We start from the raw sequence: 19,094 nt of genomic DNA on the forward strand, positions 1-19,094 counted from the left end.
AATATGGTCAAAGGCTGCTGTCTCATTATCACATCACCTTTCAAGCGGAACGGACACCGGCCGGTCCAGCTTCCGCAAACCCTTTATAACCGCCAATACAGCCGTGCCGGCCAGGAACAAGACGCCGACCACGAGGCCTGTCGCCAGCGGGTTGACCCCTCCTGCCGACTCGGTAACCCTGGCAGCAACCCCGCCCACGGTGAAGGCAATACCCCAGGTGCCTAGCCATATCAGGGCCGCTTCTTTCTTGCTCAGTTCTTTGAAGATCACCAGGATGGATGCGATGCAGGGCACAAAAAGCGTGATGGTGATCAGGGCCGTCACCGTCTGCACCGGCGTCAGCGCCATCTCGTACAGGCCCGCGGCGCCGAAGTCCCGGCGGACGATGCCCATCACGAAAGCGTTGGCGGCTTCCCCGGGCAGGTTCAGCCAGCCCACGGTCAGCGGCGCCAGTCCCTGCTGGATGACGCCCAGGAGGCCCGAAGCCTGGAAAAGCGTAATCAACGCGGCCCCCAGGGCAAACAGCGGGGTAGCCTCTTTCAGGAACTGAAACGACCTCGTCGTTGTCTTTTTTAGGACGTTGCCCATCCTCGGCAGCCGTAGGGGTGGCAGGTCAATCAGCAGGCTGGTCGACTTACCCGGCAGGATGGCCTGCAGCAGGGTGCCGGCCATGATAAAGACAGCCATTATCGTAACGGCCCAGAACAGCATGTAGACGCCGCCCAACCCGGCCAGCATGCCCCCGATGACGGCCAGCTGCGCCGAGCAGGGGACGGCCAGGGCCAGCAAGACGATGGCGATCTTGCGCTCACGCGCCGAACCAAGCAGCCTGGTGACGATGGTAGCCATGGTTACGCAGCCGAAGCCCAGGATCAGGGGAATGATCGCCCGGCCGTTAAGCCCGATTTTGGTCAGCAGGCGGTCGACCAGCGTGGCGATGCGCGGAAGGTAGCCTGAATCCTCAAAAAGCGAAAGGAAAAAGTAGAAGGAGGCAACCAACGGCATTAAAAGGCCCAGGACGTAGGTAACGGTCATGGTCAACAGGCCGAACTCGCCGACAAGGAACTCTCCGGCCAGGGACTTGAGGTCGACGAACCTGGCCACCAGGTTCCGCACCGCGGGTTCGTAATAGCCAAGCATAATGCCTTCCTCGGTCCAGCCCACGACCGTCCCGGCCACAAACTGCCCGATCACCTTGTACATCACCCAGAGGGCCGCCAGAAGGATGGGGATGCCGGTAAGGGGACGGATCATCCACAGCCCCAGGAGACGGCTAAAGGCGTTCCTGCGCGTGCCCTCGGTTACGACAGCGCCGACGATCTCGTTGACCCTGCGGCGGCGCAGGGTGTAGATCTCCTCCTGCCGTTCCCCCGGCTCCACGCCGTGGCGCTGGGCGACAAAAACGTCTCCCTCGGCGATCAGGAGGGCGTCACCCTGGTTGCCCACGCGGTTTACAAGCGACTTGAGCATTCTTAACACGTCAGGCGTGGGACGGCCCGGGCACGCCTCGGCCAGGGCGGCCTTGAGTTCGGCCAGTCCCCGGCGGCGCACGGCGATCGTAGGCACCACCGGAACACCCAGTTCTTCGGCCAAACGGGGAACATCGATGCTTAATCCGTTATTTTCCGCTTCGTCGATCATATTCAGGGCGACAACGACCGGGACGCCGGTGTCGATGATTTGCTGGGTCAAGAAAAGGTCCCGCTCCAGGTAGACGGCGTTGACGACGTTGATGACGACGTCGGCCGCAAGGATGATGTCGCGGGCGATACGTTCCTCGTCACTGAACGACGAGATGCCGTATACGCCGGGCGTATCGATAATCGCGTCCTCGCCCATCCGGCCATGGGAGATCTCCAGGGTGGTGCCGGGGTAGTTGGAAACATCGACGTAAAGCCCGGTCAGGGCATTGAAAAAGACCGACTTGCCGGCGTTGGGATTGCCGGCTAAAACAACCTTTCTCGCCCCGGGCGGCAGGTTCAGCTCTTTTTGAATGTTGTGATGGTGTACCATTTCCTCTATCTCACTCCCTAGTTGGCTTTCACTTCAACCTCGATTTCGCGGGCTAACTCCCGGCCGAGGGCGATCTCCTGGTGGTTCTTGCTGATGATGATCGGCCCCGAAGGGATCACCTCGGCGCAGGTTACACTCTCACCTTCGCTGATGCCGAAGCGAATGGCCTGGGCCCGGAGAAGCGGGTCCGGGATACTGAGAATGCGTAAGACGGAACCTTTCTTGGCGCGATCAAGTTTCACCGTGGAGCACCTCCTGTAAAGTATGGTTTACCTAAATAAGTTAGTCTTGCCTAATTTCATTTGATAACACTAACTGCCGGTTGTCAAGAGTTGTTTTACCGCAAGAAAAGAAACTTGTGAAAGGGGCCTCGGACTGTGAGCCTTCTTGCGCCCGCTGATGTGCCGGATGTCGCGGAAGCCGATTTGATGAAGGTTGCGCACAATGTTACCCAGCCTGTCTCCGCCCACAATCAGAATGGACATCCATTCACCTCCCCTGCCTTTCCCTCAAGCGGTCGTGATCATCGTTTACGAGGAAAGTAGTGAAAAGCGGACGGTGATACCGATCAATTAACTTAGGTGAATCTAACTGTATTAAAGATGGCTAACTGCCGCGTGTCAAGTAGGTTTTTGCCAACGGCCTTAAAACTTAAAGGGGGATTCGCTGTGTGCGAATCCCCCAAATACTGGCAACGCCGACGACTGGTTTCATTCTTCATCCAGAAGGTCCAGCTTTCTAAGCACCTCGCGCACAGCTCCCGTCGCCCCGCGCGACGGCGCGTAGACGTAAGGTCTGCCCAGGCGTTTGCAGACATCCTCCACGTCGGGCATCTTGTGTTTCATGGCCTCGGTAACGATGACCACGATGTCGGCGCGGTTGACCTTGGACTCTAAAAACCTGCCCACCATAAAACCCGACTCCCAGCTGAACTCGGCGCCCAGGCGCTCGAACAGCCGCTTGAACGACTCCTTGTAAGCATCGGCGCCGACGACGAGAACGCGTTTGCCGTCCAGCAACAGCGCGTCGGGTTCATCTTTCGCGCGCTCCCGCTTTTTCTTGACCCGCTGGCGCTCGTGCAACTCGATAAAAGCCTCGGAAGCATCATACTTCCAGGCCACGCGGGCCTTGGCCGGATGGCCCTTTTCGTAGGCGATCTCCACGAGGTCGCCCTCTTCCAAATCAAAAGCCTGGATGTCGTTGTCGGGGACGCTGATGAACATTTCCTCGTCTTCGTTGTACGCTCCCCAGACGCCCCCCCGCATCTCCAGCACGGCAACGAAGCCGGTGCGCCCGGAGGCGTGGCCCAGTCCGCGGCGCTCCAGGACCTGGAAAAAGTACTGCGGGGTCCCCTTTTCGTTGCTGCCCTTGTCGCGCGCGCCCACGATGTCGCCGTGTTCGATCCCCTCGGCGCGTACAACGGACTCGGGAACGAAGATCTCCCTCCCGGCTTTGCCCTCATTGATCACCCCGCCCCGCACCAGGCGGGTGAACTCCCCCACGTGGTCCCACTCCCCCTTGTCCGCATCGGAGGATTTGGGTGCAAACGTAGTATCGCCGGTCAACTCCGGGGCGCATCTGTTCAAGATTTCTTCGGCCAGCAAAAGATCGTGGGCCTGATCGAGCAGTTCGCGCTGCCGCTCGACCGGAAGATCGTCCCGTAGTTCGGCATATATTCTTTTTCTGGCTTTGGCCAGAAGGGCCATAGTTGTTTTCAAAGCACCTTCGGACATCGGCTGCCTCCTCGCTGCTTTAAGCTGCTTTTAATGAAGTGTCTTTCCATGCAAAAACCGTCCCATCCTTTCCACCGCCGCCTGCAATTGGGCCTCGCCGCCGACCATGGCGATACGCACGTAGCCTTCGCCGCGAGCACCGAAGGCCACTCCCGGGACGACCAGCACCCCGGCGGCGCGGGCCAACGCAAAAGCAAATTCCCGCGACGTGCCCCACCCCTGCGGCAAAGGCGCCCACAGGAACATCGACGCGCGCGGTTTGGGGATCTTCCACCCGTATCTTTCCAGCCCGTCGACGAGGATGTCGCGCCGGCGCTGGTAGATGAGCGCCGTTTCCTTAACGTGCTCCTGGGGACCGCGCAAGGCGGCGATTCCGGCTTTCTGGACCGCCTTGAAGACCCCGTAGTCGATATTTGATTTTACAATCCGCAAGGCATCCAGGACAGCGGCATTGCCTACGGCGAAGCCCAAGCGGCAGCCGGCGAGGTTGTAGGTCTTGGAAAGAGAGTGAAACTCTATGCCCACATCCTTCGCCCCTTCGACCTCTAGAAAACTGGGCGGGCGATAACCGTCGTAAGCCAGCTCTGAATAAGCCACATCATGACAGACGACGATGTCATTGGCCCTGGCAAAAGCCACCACCCCGGCGAAAAAATCCTTATCGGCGACAGCGGCCACGGGGTTGTTGGGGTAGTTTAGAACCATTATCTTGGCCTTGCGGGCGACTTCCGAAGGAATAGCAGCTAGGTCGGGTAAGAAGCTGTTCTCCGCGGTGAGCGGCATGCGCTCGATGCGGCCCTCGGCCAACAGTACCCCGGCGCTGTAAATGGGATAGCCCGGATCGGGCACGAGCACCACGTCGCCGGGGTTGACAAGGGCCAGGTAGATGTGGCCCAGGCCGTCCTGCGAGCCCATCAGCGTAAGGACTTCGCGCGTGCAGTCCAGTTGCACCCCGAAACGTTCGTAATACCAGTCGGCGACCGCGGCTTTGAACTCCGGCATTCCTTCGGTTAAGGGGTACCGGAAGATGCCGGGCTCGTCCAGGGCGTCTTTCAACGCCTGAACGACATGCGGCGCCGGATGGCGGTCCGGGCTGCCCACACTGAGATTGATTACTTCCATGCCCTTGGCCTTGAGCTCACGCCCGAGGTCGTCCATTTCGCTGAATATCGCCGTATCGAGATGTCGAATACGCCTTGCCGTTTCCACAAAACATCCCCCTGTTTCATCTTTCGGACATCGCACCTCAAACAGCCTGTCTTTAATTAGTTTAAGAGGTATTTTTCAACAGGCCTGCATCGCTTTCCTCCCGGCACTAGCATAAGCATGGGCTGGCAGTGGGATACTCAAAAAAATACGGGGGGATTGGCTATTCACACCCGGGCTGTTTTAATCAAACTGGCCTTTACCTTAATCATCGTGGGCGGCATTTTTAATCTCTGGTTCGGCCTCTCCCTGTTCAACACGCTGTTGACCGCCCTTATCGTCACAGGCATCGCCTACGTTATCGGCGACCTCTGGGTTTTTCCTTCCTTCGGCAACGTCATAGCTACCGTAATTGACGCGGCGCTCATCGGTATTACGCTCTGGGCCACCCAGCTTGTTCTGGTGGGGTTCGGCATCCAGAGCACGGCCATTCTTACCGCTTCCGCTTCCCTGGCCGTCGCCGAGTGGTTCTTCCACAGCTACCTGCACCGGACCGGACTGGTGCATCCCCCGCAAATTATTAATTGAACTGGTGTTTTAACGCCGGCGGTGTTAAATTGTCTATTAAATCCAATCAACTGACTATAAGATGATTATAAACCGGAAAGCGAGGTAACCGCCCTTGCAGTCTCCCTTTTACAGCCTCGATCGGCGCCCGCCGGCGGCGGTGACCGTGCTCGCAACCGTCCAGTGGATTGCCGTGATTGCGGCCAGTTCCATCGTCGTCCCCGTGACCGTCGCCCATGCCTTCAACCTGTCAGGAACCGAGGCAACCGGCCTTCTCCAGCGCACGCTGGTCCTTGTTGGAAGCGCCTCGCTGCTGCAGGCGACCGTCGGGCACCGCCTGCCCATCGTCGAAGGGCCGGCCGGCATGTGGTGGGCCGTCTTTCTCGTTATGGCTTCGATCGGGCCCGGCATCGGGAAAAGCCACGCCGAGGTGTTGGCGGGGCTGGAATTCGGACTCTTGGCGGCAGGGGCTTTCCTGCTTGTCCTCGGCGCCTCCGGCCTGGTTTCCCGCATCCGCCGCGTCTTCACCCCGTTGGTTACCGGAACGTATATGATCTTGCTGACCCTCCAGCTAAGCAAACCGTTCGCCGAAGGGATCCTGGGCATCGGCTACCTGAACCCGGCCGTCGATTTCAGAGTCGCCGTCATATCCATAGTCCTCGCGGCCTGGGTATTCTACCTTGCCGTTTTTACCCGCGGTCTTTTCAGCAATTTCTCCATCCTTATCGGCATCATTACCGGTTGGGGAGCTTTTGCGCTTTTCGGTTTAGCGAAGCCCGTCCCGGCCGCATCCCTGCCTGCGTTCTCTCTCCCCCGGCCTCTGGCATGGGGAGCGCCTGTACCCGATACGGGTATCGCTCTAACGGCCCTTGTAACGGCGGCGATTCTGCTGATCAACCTTATCGCCAGCATTGAAGTCACCAGTAAGGCCGCGCAATCCCAGACCCCCGACCTAACCTTCAACCGGGGAGGACTGCTGACGGGGGTCTCCCACCTGTTCTCGGGCTTTTTCGCAGGCGTGGGACTGGTGCCGCTTTCCATATCCGCCGGCTTTATCTCGGTGACGAGGATTGCCTCGCGTCTCCCCTTCCTTATCGCCGCCGCGGCCCTCCTGCTGCTCGGCACGGTCCCCGCGCTCGGAGCATTCCTGGCTGCGCTTCCCGCCCCCGTCGGCTATGCCGTCCTGGTTACCGCCTTTTCGAGAATGGTTGCCTTCGGCCTGCGCGATTACCAGCAGGCGGGGCTTTCGGAAGCGAATCTTACCACTGTGGGACTGTCACTGATGCTGGGGGTCGGCGTCATGTTCCTGCCCCAGGAAACACTAACACCCCTTCCGGCTCCCATACGTGTTTTCGCCTCCAACGGGCTCATCCTGGGGGTCGTGTTCGCCATTATCCTGGAACAGCTTGTCTTCCGCCGCTTTGGCAAGTAAGCCGCCCGCCGCGCCGGGGCCAATCTTCGATTATATATCTGGCAAATCCTGGTTTTTCCCCCCTTACTATCGCCGAAACGCAATGGTAAAATATGGTTAGTAATAGCAGGAGGAGGATAAGACATTGCTGCAGACCAGAGCCTGGCTGTTGTTCTGGGTTGGCCTGGGGACGTTTCTCGGCGGCGCGGTCCTGGAGAACCGTTTCCACCTGCTTCCTTACCTGGCGGCAGCGGGCAAGACGTTATCAGGGTGGGCTGCGACCCTGAACCCCGCCTCGTGGATAACGCTTGCCGCCTTCTGCGGGGTTGTTTTTGTACTTGCCGGCATTAAACTGGTCGAGCGCAGGCGCTGGCGAGCGCTAACGCAAAAGCCGCAGTATATCCTCCACAACAGGCGTCCAAAGCTGCTGTAAAGATCCCCGGCAAAATTCTTGATCAGGCAACCGGTAAGTGATTGGGCTGTTGCCAAGTCGACAGCCTTTTGTTTTTTGCCTTTCTCTTATGCTTATCCCTGCGCTCTCCGAAAGGGATATTGGATTTCCGTGTCGAAAAAACGCTGGGAATACCTTAGTAATGGAGGGCTAGTCTTGCGCAGGGTACCGGTTACCCTCCTCGAACCCGGGATGAAAGTAGGACGGGCTGTTTACAGTGCCGACGGCCAGATGCTGATCAACGCCGGCACCGTGCTAACCAGCCGCGTCATCAGCCGGCTGCGGGACTTTAGCATCGTCGCCCTGTACATAGACGACGGGCTGTCCGCAGACATCGAAGTCTCTGACGTGATCCGGGACGAAACACGTTATAAAGCCGTCAACCGTATCCACAACCTCATGCAGGAAGCAACGGTACAGCGGGAGGGGGTCGGCCGCACTCTCCTTATCGGGGAGGAAATGGCGAACTCGGTACTCGAAATCATCGACGAGCTTTTTGAATCCAAGGACCTCGTGGTAAACCTCGCCGATATCCGCATGCTCAATGACTATACCTTTTTCCATTCGGTCAACGTCTGCGTGCTGGCCGTTATGACCGGCATAACCCTGCAGATGGACCGCAAGGTCCTTTTTCACCTGGGATTGGGCGCGCTCCTTCACGATATCGGTAAAGTCCTGGTGGACCCCGCCATCCTGAACAAGCCCGGGCCCCTTACGGATGAAGAGTTCAACCATGTCAAAGAGCACACCACACTGGGTTACAAGTTATTGCGCCAGTCGAAAGGGATCAGCAGCATGGCGTCCCTGATCGCGCTCCAGCATCACGAGCGTTGGAACGGCCAGGGCTACCCGGAAGGTCTGAAGGGAGACCAGATTCACCTCCTGGCGGCCGTTACCTCGGTGTGCGATACCTTTGACGCGCTGACGTCCGACCGCAGTTACCGGAAAGCGCACCCCATCCACGAGGCTTACGAATTCATCGCATCTTCGGGAAGCGACCTTTTCGAGTCTAATATCGTCGACGCCTTTCTAAAAAATATCGCCGCCTATCCAAGCGGCACACTCGTTCTTTTGAATACCGGCGAAGTCGGCATCGTGATCGACACCCCGCGGGGTTTTGGCCGCCACCCGAACGTGCGCATACTTTTAGGCAGTGACGGCGGCCCAACGCAACCGTACGAGATATCTCTGGTTGAAAAACGGGGGGTGGTTGTCAAGGAGGTCCTCTCCGAACCCGAGATTAAACAGCTGCGAGACATGCTCAGACAATAACCGGACGCGGCAGGATTCATCCATTTATCGGCAAAAAAAAGAGCCTGGGTTCCCAGCACCCCGGGCTCAAGCCTTATAAGACCTGCTACTGGTTGGCTGCCTTTCTCCGGACGACGGTCCACTCGCGACGGGGCTGCCAACGCTTTTTGTTCCTGATGTTCCTAATGCTCCTGAAGCTCCTGGGCTTGGTCGACACTTGGCTAAGGATCTTGGCCTTCGCGACGACGGGATCCATACCGAGCCCCTCGCAAATCGATGCAAACAGCGGCGAGCGCAGGAATCCCAAAGCCGACAGGAAGTGAGACCTGTTCATGCCACCAGGCCCTTTCCGAATATCGCGTATTACTTCTTTCAATACAGCTGACGCAAGAATGAGGTGCCCTTCCAAGGTTGCCCCCCCTTTCCCGAAGCGGCGTTATAATCATTACTTGCAAAAATTCTACCTTTTGCAACGGGGTTGTCCATTGTTTTCACAAAATCTCCGTCGTGGCCGCAAGCCAAAGAACCGCTAATCAAACCCGGGCTTCCGCGCTCGGGAAACCAGGTCTGCCAGCGTGGTCCCGACAAGCACGTCGTATATCGCTCTGTTCACACCCTCCCATACCGGGCGCATGGCACATTGCCCGGCGCGTTTGCAGGACTCGGGGCAGGATACACAATCGGCGATATTCAGTTCCCCGCCCAGGACCTCAACAACCTGTGCCATGGTAACCTGAGTGGCATCTTTAGCCAGCACAAAACCGCCGCGCGAACCACGGACACTGCGCACCAGACCCGCAGCCTTCAAGGTCAGAATCAACTGTTCCAGGTATGCCTGGGAAAGTCCCTGTCTCCCCGCGATGTCTCTCAAAGGAACAGGTCCCCTGTCACTGTATTGCGCAATATCAACCAGTGCCCGGGCCCCGTACCTGACACGGGTTGTCAGTCTCATTCCGCCACCCCAATAGCATAATCCTTATAAGCTTACTAATAATTCTAACACGCAAAATCAAAAACCGTCAAAGGATAAGTCTTGAGACAAAGGAAACCGCGTGCAGATAGTGTAATAATGGGATGTGACATGACTTCGACAGGAAACGGGAAAATCTCTGTTTGACCGCAGCTGCTTGCGCTATAATTAAAGAAACAGCAAAGGAGGGTCGGAGTCAGTGCACAGGAAAACCGTATGTTTAACCCGCGAGGGAGGCAACGGGGTTCTTTTGCTTTTGGGCGGTTTCCTGGTGGGCGTCTTCTGGGGCTTGAAGGCCGCAGCCGTCCTCGGTTTGTATCTTTTTGGAGCCTACTGGGCTTTGGTGCTCTTTCACCAGCTGCTGAACAAAATCCTGGCGCCTTCCGGCCGCAGACGGGTAAATGACGAGCGGCCGCTGATCCTGATTAAGGTGCTTTTGCTGCTGCTATTCCTGTGGATTCCGGGCGTCGCGGCCGGAATGATTGAAACCGTCAAACCGCTGGTATCACCGCACCAACCTACTTACGCAGCATATCGGAGAGCTTCTTCATTAAAAAAATAAGGGCGATATTGGTCACGGCCATTACCCCGAAGAAAACGACGAGAATCATCCTCAAATCCCGGGGCCATTCGCTGAAGTAAATAAGCGCCGCCGCAACGATAAACAACAGGCTGGACACTATGCGTAAAATATTCATCCGCGTTCCCCCTCCGGCTAGCCGTACATTCCCATCATGCCTTATTTTATAACTAGCCTGCAAGTCTTTGGCCCGAAATGCTTTTCTTATGCTTCCAGCAAGCCTCTCCATCTTCCGCTAATTATTTGTCTTTGGTATACTTACCGTGTTGCCGTCATTAACTAGTAGATAGCAGCATATGCTTACGGGGCATCTCGGAGACTGTTGGTGGCCCTTCTAGGGGGGTTGGTCACCCTGGATAAGAAGATCCGCATTGCCAGGCTCTCTGTGGTATCGAACACTCTCTTGACCGTCGGAAAACTCGGCGTCGGGCTGTCCACGAACTCGGTGAGCATCCTTTCCGAAGCCCTGCACTCTGGTCTCGACCTTGTTGCCGCGCTGATCGCCTACTTCGCCGTCTGGAAATCAGGACAGCCGGCCGACGAACGGCATCAGTTCGGTCACGGGAAATATGAGAATGTCGCCGCTATCACCGAGGCCCTGCTCATCCTGGCTGCGGCCGCGGCGATCATTATTCAGGCAGTCCCCAAGTTTTTTCGACCGCACGAAATCCACGCTCTGGACCTTGGGGCCTCCGTTATGGCTGTTTCAGCGGTAGTAAATCTCGTTGTCTCCCAGTTGCTGTTCAAAACGGCCAGAGAGACCGATTCCCCAGCACTGGCCGGCGACGCCTGGCACCTCCGGACCGACGTTTACACCTCACTGGGCGTATTCGCAGGGCTCCTCGCCATTAGGTTTACCGGATTGACGATTCTCGACCCCGCCATCGCTATCGTCATTGCAGTGGTGATTATCAAGGCCGGTATTGACCTGCTCAGAAATTCGATGCACAGCATCCTTGACGCTAAGCTGCCCGAGGAAGACCTCAAGGTTATCAAGAACGTTTTATTACAGTTCGACTCGGAATACCTTGAGTTCCACGATCTGCGGACCCGGAAGGCCGGCCCCTACCGCTTCATTGACTTGCACCTCGTCGCCCCCGCCAACCGCCCCCTGCAGGATGTGCACAGCCTGTGCGACCGCATTGAAGAAGCTATTGAAAAACGGCTGCCGCGCACCGAAATGCTCATCCACATCGAGCCTTGCGACAAACACTGCGACAACTGCGACCAGTGTCCCGACAAATAGGCCGGGATGTCAGTCGATTCAGCCGGTGATAACGCCTCGCTTGGGACTTATGTTTTATTTTCACTAAAACCAAAGTATTATGAAATTAGGACAATTGTCCCAGGGCTTTTGCAAAAACGACAATAAAGATCAAAATTCCAAAAGCCATAAATTAGTACATCATAAAGAGTTGGTGTCAGCTTACCGATATTTCTTTAGAGAATCTTAATTTTGTTTCTCGACATTTTTCTTGTTTCCTTTCCCGTAGGGCGCTATACTGGTAGCAAATCCAGATCGTTCCTTGGGCACTGACTATGAGTCCAATTCCTGGAGCAGCCATGCAAACTGTAAGAAAAAGGCAATCCCCATCCTTCTTACACAAACAACCACTTGTTCCTAACCAATACTTGTTCCACCTTTATTTATGGTCTGTAGTATTGGTGGGATGGGGTATTTTGCTAAGTTACACTTACAAATGGCTACCAGGATTCCCATATGCTTTGTTAATTCACCTAAGTATTTGGAGTATTATTAGCGTCGTCAGTGAATCTAAGCCGGTGAGTCTAGGCCGTGATAACATCATCACTGTCTCTTTTGCAGTTCATATAGCCGCAGTTATTTATTTCGGTACTGCTTTTGCCCTCACCATTTGCGCAATTGGAAATATTGTTACAGACCTCATCGGAAGACGAGGGTTATCAAGAATCCTTTTCAATGTAGCACAGTATTCAATTACCATTTGGGTAACCGGCATTATCTTTACCAATTTAAAGCAATCAGAAGAAATGGTTCGTCTCGACTTGCAGCAGGATTTCCTGGCCATCATTGTCTCCTGTTTAGTTTACATCGTACTCAACTGGGTTCTGGTAGGAACAATTATCGGTCTTTCAGGAAACCATCCCTTACGTTACACGCTCACTAGGGACTTTAAAGCCGTGCTTTTTCACTACGCGGCTCTAGCTCCACTGGCCATATTATTGGTACTGCTTTATGAACAGAATCCCCTAGCTATTGCACTTGTAGCCCTTCCTCTGATGATGACCCATAGCAGCATTAGTCACTATGTGGCGGTTATGACACAAGCACGCGAAACAATTGAATTGCTATCAGATACAATTGACGAACGTGACAGGTATACCGCCAGCCATTCTAAACGAGTAGCCGAATATGCGCGAATGACAGCTGAGGAAATGGGCTTACAAACAAGGGACATAGAAGATATTTACATGGCCGGGCGCGTGCATGACCTGGGTAAGATTGCCATCCCGGATGCCATCCTCCTCAAAAACGGTCATCTTAGCGATGAAGAGTTTGCAGCGATTAAAACCCATCCCAAGACAAGCTTCTTCCTGCTTAGCCGGATCAAGATGTACGAGCAGGCCGCCAGGCTCGCCCTTCATCATCACGAGCGCTATGACGGAAAAGGGTATCCTACCGGCCTTAAAGGCCAATCTATACCCCTTGGGTCGCGCGTCCTGGCCGTGGCGGATGCCCATGATGCCATGACCACCGACCGGCCCTACCGTCGAGCCCTGTCACAGGAACAGGCCTTGTCCGAGTTGGAGCGCCACAAAGGGACTCAATTTGACCCCGAAGTGGTGGAGGCCTTTCTAAGCGCCCTGGCCCGAAAGGAAGTGCAGGACTAGTGTTTCTTCTCTGGGCTGTATTCCTATCCGTTATCGTCGCCCTGTTGCTCCGGAAGGTTCCGGCAAGCATGCCGCGCCTGCGTTTCAGACACGGCTGGCTCGTCCTGCTGGCCATCTCCATCCAGATTCTAATCTTCACTCCGTTCGCCGAGGGTTACTTTGCCAAACTGGGACTCACCCCGATCCTGAACACCGCCACCTATGCAATCATCGTGGTCTTTACCTTGCTTAACCGTAAAATCGCAAGCATCGCCGTTATCGGCCTCGGCACCCTTTCCAACCTTCTCGTCATTACCGCCAACAAAGGATACATGCCTGTGAAACTCGAAAGCCTCCGCCAGGTTGCCGAACCTGCTATCGTAAGTATCATCGCCGGTGGTGAACCCTACCGTAACTCCGTCCTCTTAACCGGCTCCACACCCTTGCCCTACCTCGCCGACATCTTTTATCTGCCGGCACAAATTCCTCTAACTAATGTCTTCAGCGTCGGCGACATCCTCATCGGCATTGGGGCCTTTATTCTTGTCCAGCAGCTGTTCGTCCCAAGACACCGGCACTTTTATTTCTAAAAAGACTATCCTTGGTACTAAAGTTTCATAAGCAAGATCGCTACCCAAATCCGGATGCAGTATTGCTGGAGCCAAGAGAAAAGGATAGGTATCATATGCGCTAGTTTGCGTGTATTCCTTTATGGATTCTTGCCTTTGCCCTGATAGTTGCCGGCAGCGCCAGCTACCGTTGGGGTTAAAGTTGGGGTTACAGACTGCTAATATAAGGAAGACACCTCCATCATTTAGTGATGGGGGTGTCTTCTTGTTCCTGATAGCTTAGCTTACTTTGCAGGACAAAGTATAACACTTTTTTATGAAGATTTTACCATCAACCAGCAGGAATCTCAAAGAAGAAGTTAAATTACTTATTATCGACATACAAATAGAAAACTTTAGGCCTCAAACTAAAAAACTTATTATTTCTTGTCAAAAAAATTTAAAACACTACCGGGTCACTCAAAACAATTAATATAAGGAGGGTTATCAATGATTCGCTGGATTTCTGCTCTTCCGCTGTGGGTTATTGTGCTTGCTCTCATCGTTGCTTCTACCGCTGGACGCAAGTGGGGCTAAACCAAGAAACGCACCGTCCTAATGTAGGCTGTGAGCACCCTTCCCATCGGGTTAGGGTGCTCTTTTATTTTCAATGCATCATTTTTCGCTCTTCCAGCCTTTCGCGGTCAAGCTGCTCCTTCGCCTCGCTGTAGCTCCGCGCTGCTTCAGGGATGCACGCCAGCCGCTGGGCGGCCCAGCGCATCACCTTCCTTGTTTCCCGTCGAATCAATGCGCGCCAGGGATAAACCTGTCGAAAGCCCGTGCTCCCCTGGCTGCTGAAAAACTCCACCACCATCCGGTCCTGATCTTTAAGGAGCGTCAGCGCCTTAACGGCTGTCGGATCGGAAACGTTGAAGAACACCTCCCCGGCAAAGGGATAGCGAGGATTGTTAACGTTGACAATCAGCCGTAAAATGGGATGGCTGGGCAAGTCCTCGATTTCCCAGCGGAAATTGAGGGGCAGTTGTTCCTCCGGAGCCTTGCGCCAGGTCTGAACCATTGCGGCGGGAGCCTTAATTAACAGGGTCGTTTCGGGTAGATTACGGTCGGGAAAGACCTTGATGGCGCAAATCATGCCTTCTTTTAATTCAGCCAGCAGTCTGTAAGGCGATTTAGCGATAATGTCAGCCAATGAAAACGCGGACCCTCCCGTTAGATATTCTCCGATGCGTCAACTACTTCGTAAGGATTTCAACCTGCTTTTCAAATTCCTCGAGCGCCTCCCGGTCCCAGCCCAGCTTGCGGTGGTGAACCCTGCCGTTCCTGTCTACAAACACCGTCTCCGGGATGGCTTGTACCCGGTAGGCCTTCCCCGCATCGCCGGAAACATCCAGGAGAACAGGGATGGTGATGCCCTTGCTGGTAAGAAAGTCTTGGAGTCTGGCGGAATCACCCCAGGCTACTAAATAGACATCAAAGCCCCGTTTCCTGTAGGCGGCTATCCTCGGCTGCAACTGCAGCGCTTCGTCAACACAAGCCCCTCACCCCGGCGAAAAAAAGGAGATGGCCAGCGGCCGGCCTAAAAAGTCGTCCGGGAAGGCAACTTCTTTCCCGCTCGCGAGGTCCACCGCCCGGAAAGCCGGAGCCTTCCCATCGACAGGCGGTCGGTCGAGCGCTTCGCCCGGCGGCTTGGGAGCCTCGGGCCGCGCGCAAGCCCCCAGGAATACCAGCAACAGCACGAAAATCAGGTAAGCTCGTTTGTTTATTATCTTACATCCCTCCCGAATACAACACTTTCTTCCCGTTTTATACCAGAGGTAAACTGAAGCGCCCCTGACGGACAAACCCTGGTACAATCCAGGCAGCGGATGCATTCCGGGTGATTCGGCGTCCGGTCCACCGCCAGGCCCAGCGGGCAAGCGCTCCGGCAGCTGTGGCACCCTGTACACCGCCCGTGGTCCCATTCCAGCCGCCAGAGGCTGAACGCGTTAAAAAAGCTGTAAAAGGCGCCCAACGGACAGACAGTCCGGCAAAAAGGCCGGTAAACAAAGACCATCAGGATCAGCAGGAGAACAAGGATGGCCAGTTTAAACAGGAACAGGGAGCCCAACATCCCGCGGATTGCGGGATTGCCCAGCGCCAGCAGCACCCCGGCTTCCAGCGTGCCGGCCGGGCACAGGTACTTGCAAAAATACGGGGAGGCGGTCCCGTACGCGCCGATTGCCAGAACCGGCAAGGACACCGTCAAAACCAGCACGGCGTATTTCAACGTCAGGAGGATACCGGGCAGCTTTACGCGCCGCGCGCAAGGACGGGCCATAACCTCTTGCAGGAGGCCGAACGGGCACAGCCAGCCGCAGACCAGGCGGCCGACCAGTGCCCCAACCCCCGTCACCGTCCCCAGGACGTATAAAGAGACGGTCTGGCCCGGACCCGCCAGGAAAAACTGGAAGGACCCCACGGGGCAAGAGCCGACGGCCCCCGGACAGGAATAGCAGTTAAGGAAAGGGACGCAGACATTCTTCCCCGCTCCCTGGTAAATCGTTCCCGATGCGAACCCCGGCCAGTAACTGTTCGCCAGCAGGGCGGACATCAACTGCCAGGCCCGCCGGGGTATCGGCCACAGGCGTCCCCGGCTAGCCAATGCCGATGCACTCCAGGCAGATGCGGACCGCCTTTTGGAAGAGTTCCGGTATTTCTCCCCTCGCGGCGCCGGCCGCGATTAACAGGGCGCTCACAACCAGCAGCAGCACGGATAATCCGCGACCCGGCGGCAAGGTCCGTTGCGCCATTATAAAACCTCCTGTCCGCTAATTATACGGTGAAAAGCGATATTCCTGCCGGCGATCAGGGGTTGGAAGGGCAGTCCGGCTGAAACTGCTGCCATTATAAAGGATGGAGAGCCTGGGGCAAACCTTCAGGCATCAGGTTTAAGAAAAAACAAAAGGGTTGTTAAAACCCCCCGTCGAAGAAAAGGCTGACTCCCGATCACGTTCACTTACACCTGAGGGTAGAAGCCATGCTTTGCGCCACCTGCGTTAAAAACGGCAAGTGCCGTAAGAAGGAGAAGTTTGAAGACGCCGTTGAGTCGACCTATTTGCAGCAAGGGATCATCCCCGAGGAGCCCCTGGAGTTCGATACCTGTGACGGAGCGTTCCTCGTTTGGACCCCGGAAACGGGGATTTCGGCGAAATACTGCAGCGACTATGAAGCGGTCGAAACCATGTCATAAACAGGCCTTGGTAAGGGTTTACCTTCACAAAACAGGGAAAAGTTTTCCGGCCTTAAAATCTTACTTAGGAGGTATGTCCCTTGAAGGTTAAACACTGTCTTGTTATCGTCGTCTTGCTCGCCTTAAGCCTGTTGGCAGGTACGACCGCGTTTGCCGGTTCCGCCCCGACCGGCCAGGAACCGTCCCCTACGGGACTGCCTGTAATCACTGTTACCGGAACGGGCAAGGTAATGGTTCGCCCCGACACCGCCAGCATCACCCTCGGGGTGAACACCGTGGCGCCTACGGCGCAGGCGGCGCAAAAGGAAAACAGCCGTATCGCCAACCAGGTCCTCGAGGCCCTGGTCAAGATCGGCATCCCCAGGCAGAACATCCAGACCGTGGATTACAGTATCTGGCCTGAGTATTACCACCCCCCCTATAAGGAGGGCTCCCCGGAACCGCCCAAAGTTACCGCCTACCGCGTGATCAACAATATCCGCGTCGTGGTCGACGACACCAGTCAACTCGGTGCTGTTATCGACGCCGCCGTCAATGCCGGCGCCAATCAAAGCTACAACATCCAGTTCAGCAAGAAAGACGAGGTGGCCGCCCGGTCCGAGGCCCTGACGAAAGCGGTCGTCGACGCCCGCGCCAAGGCCGAAACGGTCGCCAGGGCGCTGGGGATGAAGATCAGCAAGGTACTGGCGGTTAACGTCGAGGGCGCCTACATGCCCGTTATCTACCGACCGATGAAAGCACTTGACGAAGGGCTGGGAGGAGGCACTCCGGTGGAACCCGGTCAACTGGAGATCTCCGGCAGCATCCAGATCCAGTTCGCGCTGAGCGAATAGAAAAACCCGATTGAACGTCAAGGGTGGCTAAAGAACAGCCACCCTCTCATTTCCCACCTCTCACCTCCCAGGGGATCTGGATTTTGGGCGTCATCGGGACGTGACCGAACAGTTCCTCGACACTGCCCGAGCGAATGATCCTGCCTTGCAGCATCGCGTAAACTTTGTCCGTCAGGTAAGGAATCTCCGTTGGGTCATGGGTTACAAAAACGGCCGTCACCGCCGTAGATCGCAACAACTCCCGCATGTCCCAGAGCAGCGCCAGCCGTGTCGGATAATCAAGAGCCGTGAACGGCTCGTCCAAAAAAAGAACCTCCGGCTCCAGGACAAAGGCGCGGGCAAGGCTGGCGCGCTGCGCCTCGCCGCCGGAAAGCAGGCGGGCCTGACGCTTAGCCAGCCGGTGGATCCCCAGGCGCTTCATCCACATGTACGCCCTGTCCTCGGCCTCGCTACGGGGGACGCCCCGGAGACGCAAGCCGGACATCACGTTGTCGATCACCGTACCGTCGAGAAGCAGCGATTCCTGGAAAACCACCGCCATCTTGCGCCGCAATGACAGGGCGTTCCTCCTGTCCGCCGCAACGCCTCCCACGATCACCCGGCCGGACGAAGGCTTTTGCAGAAGAGCCAGGCACTGCAGCAGGCTGGATTTGCCGGCCCCGTTGGGCCCGACCAGGGCGACAACCTCGCTGCGGTCTACAGCAAAAGCATCCACGTCGAGGATCCTGGTATTCCCTTTTACCAGCACCAACTGTGTGGCTTCAATGGCCCTGGTCATTGCGCCGAACGCCCCTTTTGCTGTTGCAAGGTAAGGACGAAGGTGATCAGGAAGGACATCAGCAGCAGGATAATGCTCAAGGCCGTCGCCAGCTCGGTCTGGCCTTTGGAGACTTCCAGGACGATGGCCGTGGTCATGACCCTCGTCTCGCCCTCGATGTTGCCCCCGACCATTATCGACGCCCCGACTTCCGAGATCACGCCCCCAAAACCCGCGATGATCGCCGCCAGGATACCCAGGCGCGCCTCACGGAGCAGCAGCAGGAGCATCTGCAGTTGCGTCGCCCCTAGGGCCAGGATTTGCAGCCGGATTTTCGGGTTGACGGACTGGATGGCGGCCACGGTGAAGCCGGCGATAATCGGGGAAGCGATGACGGCCTGGGCCACGATCATAGCCTTGGTTGTATAGAGCCAGCCAAGGAAGCCCAGCGGGCCGTAGCGGGTCAGGGTCAGCCAGGTGATGAGGCCGACCACCACAGGCGGAGCGCCCATGCCCAGGTAGACCAGACTCAGCGTTAAATTGCGCCCGGCGAACCTGCGCAGGGCCAGAAAGGCCCCGGCAGGGACGCCGATCACAATGCTGATCAGGGTCGCGGTGCCCGAAACGCGCAGCGTACGCGCCAGGATATCCATAACTTGCGGATCCAGGCTGACCAGAAGACGGATAGCCTCGCGTAACCCTTCGGCGTATACCTCCACAACCTGCCCCTCTCT

Annotated in this window: 24 protein-coding genes and 1 pseudogene; 10 read left to right on the forward strand and 15 right to left on the reverse strand. The window is 56.4% G+C overall.

What is annotated here, in order from left to right:
* Positions 1-33: 33 nt before the first annotated feature.
* The 5 genes from feoB to ACUM6F_RS06730 form a co-directional block, all read right to left on the reverse strand.
* Positions 34-2,013: a ferrous iron transport protein B gene (feoB, locus tag ACUM6F_RS06710; RefSeq protein ID WP_425619941.1), complete on the reverse strand. Its 1,980-nt coding sequence runs from the start codon at positions 2,011-2,013 to the stop codon at positions 34-36.
* A gap of 17 nt (positions 2,014-2,030) precedes the next feature.
* Positions 2,031-2,255 (reverse strand): FeoA family protein, encoded by a 225-nt coding sequence (locus tag ACUM6F_RS06715; RefSeq protein ID WP_425619942.1) that lies wholly within the window; start codon positions 2,253-2,255, stop codon positions 2,031-2,033.
* Between the two features lie 69 nt (positions 2,256-2,324).
* Positions 2,325-2,498 carry a hypothetical protein gene (locus tag ACUM6F_RS06720; protein WP_425619943.1) on the reverse strand — a complete coding sequence of 58 codons (174 nt, stop codon included), beginning with the start codon at positions 2,496-2,498 and terminating at the stop codon, positions 2,325-2,327.
* Between the two features lie 225 nt (positions 2,499-2,723).
* The gene (locus tag ACUM6F_RS06725) at positions 2,724-3,746 is read right to left on the reverse strand and encodes a DUF2325 domain-containing protein (RefSeq protein WP_425619944.1); all 1,023 of its coding nucleotides are present in this window, start codon (positions 3,744-3,746) and stop codon (positions 2,724-2,726) included.
* A 30-nt stretch (positions 3,747-3,776) separates the two neighbouring features.
* A complete protein-coding gene (locus ACUM6F_RS06730; protein ID WP_425619945.1) occupies positions 3,777-4,955 on the reverse strand; it encodes an LL-diaminopimelate aminotransferase in 1,179 nt (392 codons plus the stop codon).
* A gap of 156 nt (positions 4,956-5,111) precedes the next feature.
* Between ACUM6F_RS06730 and ACUM6F_RS06735 the strand changes: the two genes are divergently transcribed.
* From ACUM6F_RS06735 to ACUM6F_RS06750, 4 genes are all read left to right on the forward strand, one after another.
* Positions 5,112-5,480, forward strand: coding sequence for a DUF2512 family protein (locus ACUM6F_RS06735; RefSeq protein WP_425619946.1), 369 nt, complete (start codon positions 5,112-5,114; stop codon positions 5,478-5,480).
* 94 nt (positions 5,481-5,574) lie between these two features.
* Complete coding sequence (locus ACUM6F_RS06740; RefSeq protein WP_445348759.1) at positions 5,575-6,891, forward strand: purine/pyrimidine permease; 1,317 nt, start codon at positions 5,575-5,577, stop codon at positions 6,889-6,891.
* Between the two features lie 124 nt (positions 6,892-7,015).
* Entirely contained in the window at positions 7,016-7,303 is a 288-nt protein-coding gene (locus ACUM6F_RS06745; RefSeq protein ID WP_425619948.1) for a hypothetical protein, read from the forward strand.
* Positions 7,304-7,477: 174 nt separating this feature from the next.
* On the forward strand, positions 7,478-8,593 hold the full coding sequence (locus ACUM6F_RS06750; RefSeq protein ID WP_425619949.1) for an HD-GYP domain-containing protein: 1,116 nt from the start codon (positions 7,478-7,480) through the stop codon (positions 8,591-8,593).
* Between the two features lie 85 nt (positions 8,594-8,678).
* On the opposite strand, the gene ACUM6F_RS06755 is transcribed toward ACUM6F_RS06750, so the two are convergent.
* Both ACUM6F_RS06755 and ACUM6F_RS06760 read right to left on the reverse strand, forming a co-directional pair.
* Entirely contained in the window at positions 8,679-8,906 is a 228-nt protein-coding gene (locus ACUM6F_RS06755) for a hypothetical protein (protein ID WP_425619950.1), read from the reverse strand.
* 195 nt (positions 8,907-9,101) lie between these two features.
* Positions 9,102-9,524: an RrF2 family transcriptional regulator gene (locus ACUM6F_RS06760; RefSeq protein WP_425619951.1), complete on the reverse strand. Its 423-nt coding sequence runs from the start codon at positions 9,522-9,524 to the stop codon at positions 9,102-9,104.
* A 274-nt stretch (positions 9,525-9,798) separates the two neighbouring features.
* On the opposite strand from ACUM6F_RS06760, the gene ACUM6F_RS06765 reads away from it, so the two are divergent.
* The gene (locus ACUM6F_RS06765; RefSeq protein ID WP_445348760.1) at positions 9,799-10,104 is read left to right on the forward strand and encodes a hypothetical protein; all 306 of its coding nucleotides are present in this window, start codon (positions 9,799-9,801) and stop codon (positions 10,102-10,104) included.
* On the opposite strand, the gene ACUM6F_RS06770 is transcribed toward ACUM6F_RS06765, so the two are convergent.
* Positions 10,061-10,240, reverse strand: coding sequence for a hypothetical protein (locus ACUM6F_RS06770; protein WP_425619953.1), 180 nt, complete (start codon positions 10,238-10,240; stop codon positions 10,061-10,063). The two genes, ACUM6F_RS06765 and ACUM6F_RS06770, sit on opposite strands and share 44 nt — an antisense overlap.
* A gap of 207 nt (positions 10,241-10,447) precedes the next feature.
* Between ACUM6F_RS06770 and ACUM6F_RS06775 the strand changes: the two genes are divergently transcribed.
* The 3 genes from ACUM6F_RS06775 to ACUM6F_RS06785 all read left to right on the forward strand — a co-directional run bounded on the left by ACUM6F_RS06775 (position 10,448) and on the right by ACUM6F_RS06785 (position 13,562).
* Positions 10,448-11,368, forward strand: coding sequence for a cation diffusion facilitator family transporter (locus tag ACUM6F_RS06775; RefSeq protein WP_425619954.1), 921 nt, complete (start codon positions 10,448-10,450; stop codon positions 11,366-11,368).
* 434 nt (positions 11,369-11,802) lie between these two features.
* Positions 11,803-12,993, forward strand: a complete 1,191-nt coding sequence (locus ACUM6F_RS06780) for an HD-GYP domain-containing protein (RefSeq protein ID WP_445348761.1) — start codon at positions 11,803-11,805, stop codon at positions 12,991-12,993.
* Positions 12,993-13,562: a DUF5317 domain-containing protein gene (locus tag ACUM6F_RS06785; RefSeq protein WP_445348762.1), complete on the forward strand. Its 570-nt coding sequence runs from the start codon at positions 12,993-12,995 to the stop codon at positions 13,560-13,562. Before ACUM6F_RS06780 ends, ACUM6F_RS06785 begins: the two co-directional genes overlap by 1 nt.
* 625 nt (positions 13,563-14,187) lie before the next feature.
* On the opposite strand, the gene ACUM6F_RS06790 is transcribed toward ACUM6F_RS06785, so the two are convergent.
* From ACUM6F_RS06790 to ACUM6F_RS06810, 5 genes and pseudogenes are all read right to left on the reverse strand, one after another.
* Entirely contained in the window at positions 14,188-14,730 is a 543-nt protein-coding gene (locus tag ACUM6F_RS06790) for a hypothetical protein (RefSeq protein WP_445348763.1), read from the reverse strand.
* 43 nt (positions 14,731-14,773) lie between these two features.
* A pseudogene (locus tag ACUM6F_RS06795) lies at positions 14,774-15,064 on the reverse strand (TlpA disulfide reductase family protein); the annotation flags it as partial.
* 15 nt (positions 15,065-15,079) lie between these two features.
* Positions 15,080-15,277, reverse strand: a complete 198-nt coding sequence (locus tag ACUM6F_RS06800; RefSeq protein WP_425619959.1) for a hypothetical protein — start codon at positions 15,275-15,277, stop codon at positions 15,080-15,082.
* Positions 15,278-15,303: 26 nt separating this feature from the next.
* On the reverse strand, positions 15,304-16,182 hold the full coding sequence (locus tag ACUM6F_RS06805) for a 4Fe-4S binding protein (protein WP_425619960.1): 879 nt from the start codon (positions 16,180-16,182) through the stop codon (positions 15,304-15,306).
* Positions 16,175-16,330: a CD1871A family CXXC motif-containing protein gene (locus tag ACUM6F_RS06810; protein WP_425619961.1), complete on the reverse strand. Its 156-nt coding sequence runs from the start codon at positions 16,328-16,330 to the stop codon at positions 16,175-16,177. Before ACUM6F_RS06810 ends, ACUM6F_RS06805 begins: the two co-directional genes overlap by 8 nt.
* Positions 16,331-16,557: 227 nt before the next feature.
* Here ACUM6F_RS06810 and ACUM6F_RS06815 point away from each other — a divergent pair, with 227 nt between their 5' ends.
* Positions 16,558-16,770, forward strand: a complete 213-nt coding sequence (locus ACUM6F_RS06815) for a hypothetical protein (protein WP_425619962.1) — start codon at positions 16,558-16,560, stop codon at positions 16,768-16,770.
* A gap of 80 nt (positions 16,771-16,850) precedes the next feature.
* Positions 16,851-17,603 carry an SIMPL domain-containing protein gene (locus ACUM6F_RS06820; RefSeq protein ID WP_425619963.1) on the forward strand — a complete coding sequence of 251 codons (753 nt, stop codon included), beginning with the start codon at positions 16,851-16,853 and terminating at the stop codon, positions 17,601-17,603.
* 46 nt (positions 17,604-17,649) lie between these two features.
* On the opposite strand, the gene ACUM6F_RS06825 is transcribed toward ACUM6F_RS06820, so the two are convergent.
* Positions 17,650-18,381, reverse strand: coding sequence for an energy-coupling factor ABC transporter ATP-binding protein (locus ACUM6F_RS06825; RefSeq protein ID WP_425619964.1), 732 nt, complete (start codon positions 18,379-18,381; stop codon positions 17,650-17,652).
* Positions 18,378-19,079 (reverse strand): ABC transporter permease, encoded by a 702-nt coding sequence (locus tag ACUM6F_RS06830; protein WP_425619965.1) that lies wholly within the window; start codon positions 19,077-19,079, stop codon positions 18,378-18,380. Before ACUM6F_RS06830 ends, ACUM6F_RS06825 begins: the two co-directional genes overlap by 4 nt.
* Between the last annotated feature and the right edge of the window lie 15 nt (positions 19,080-19,094).

It is taken from the genome of Desulforudis sp. DRI-14, assembly GCF_052618305.1.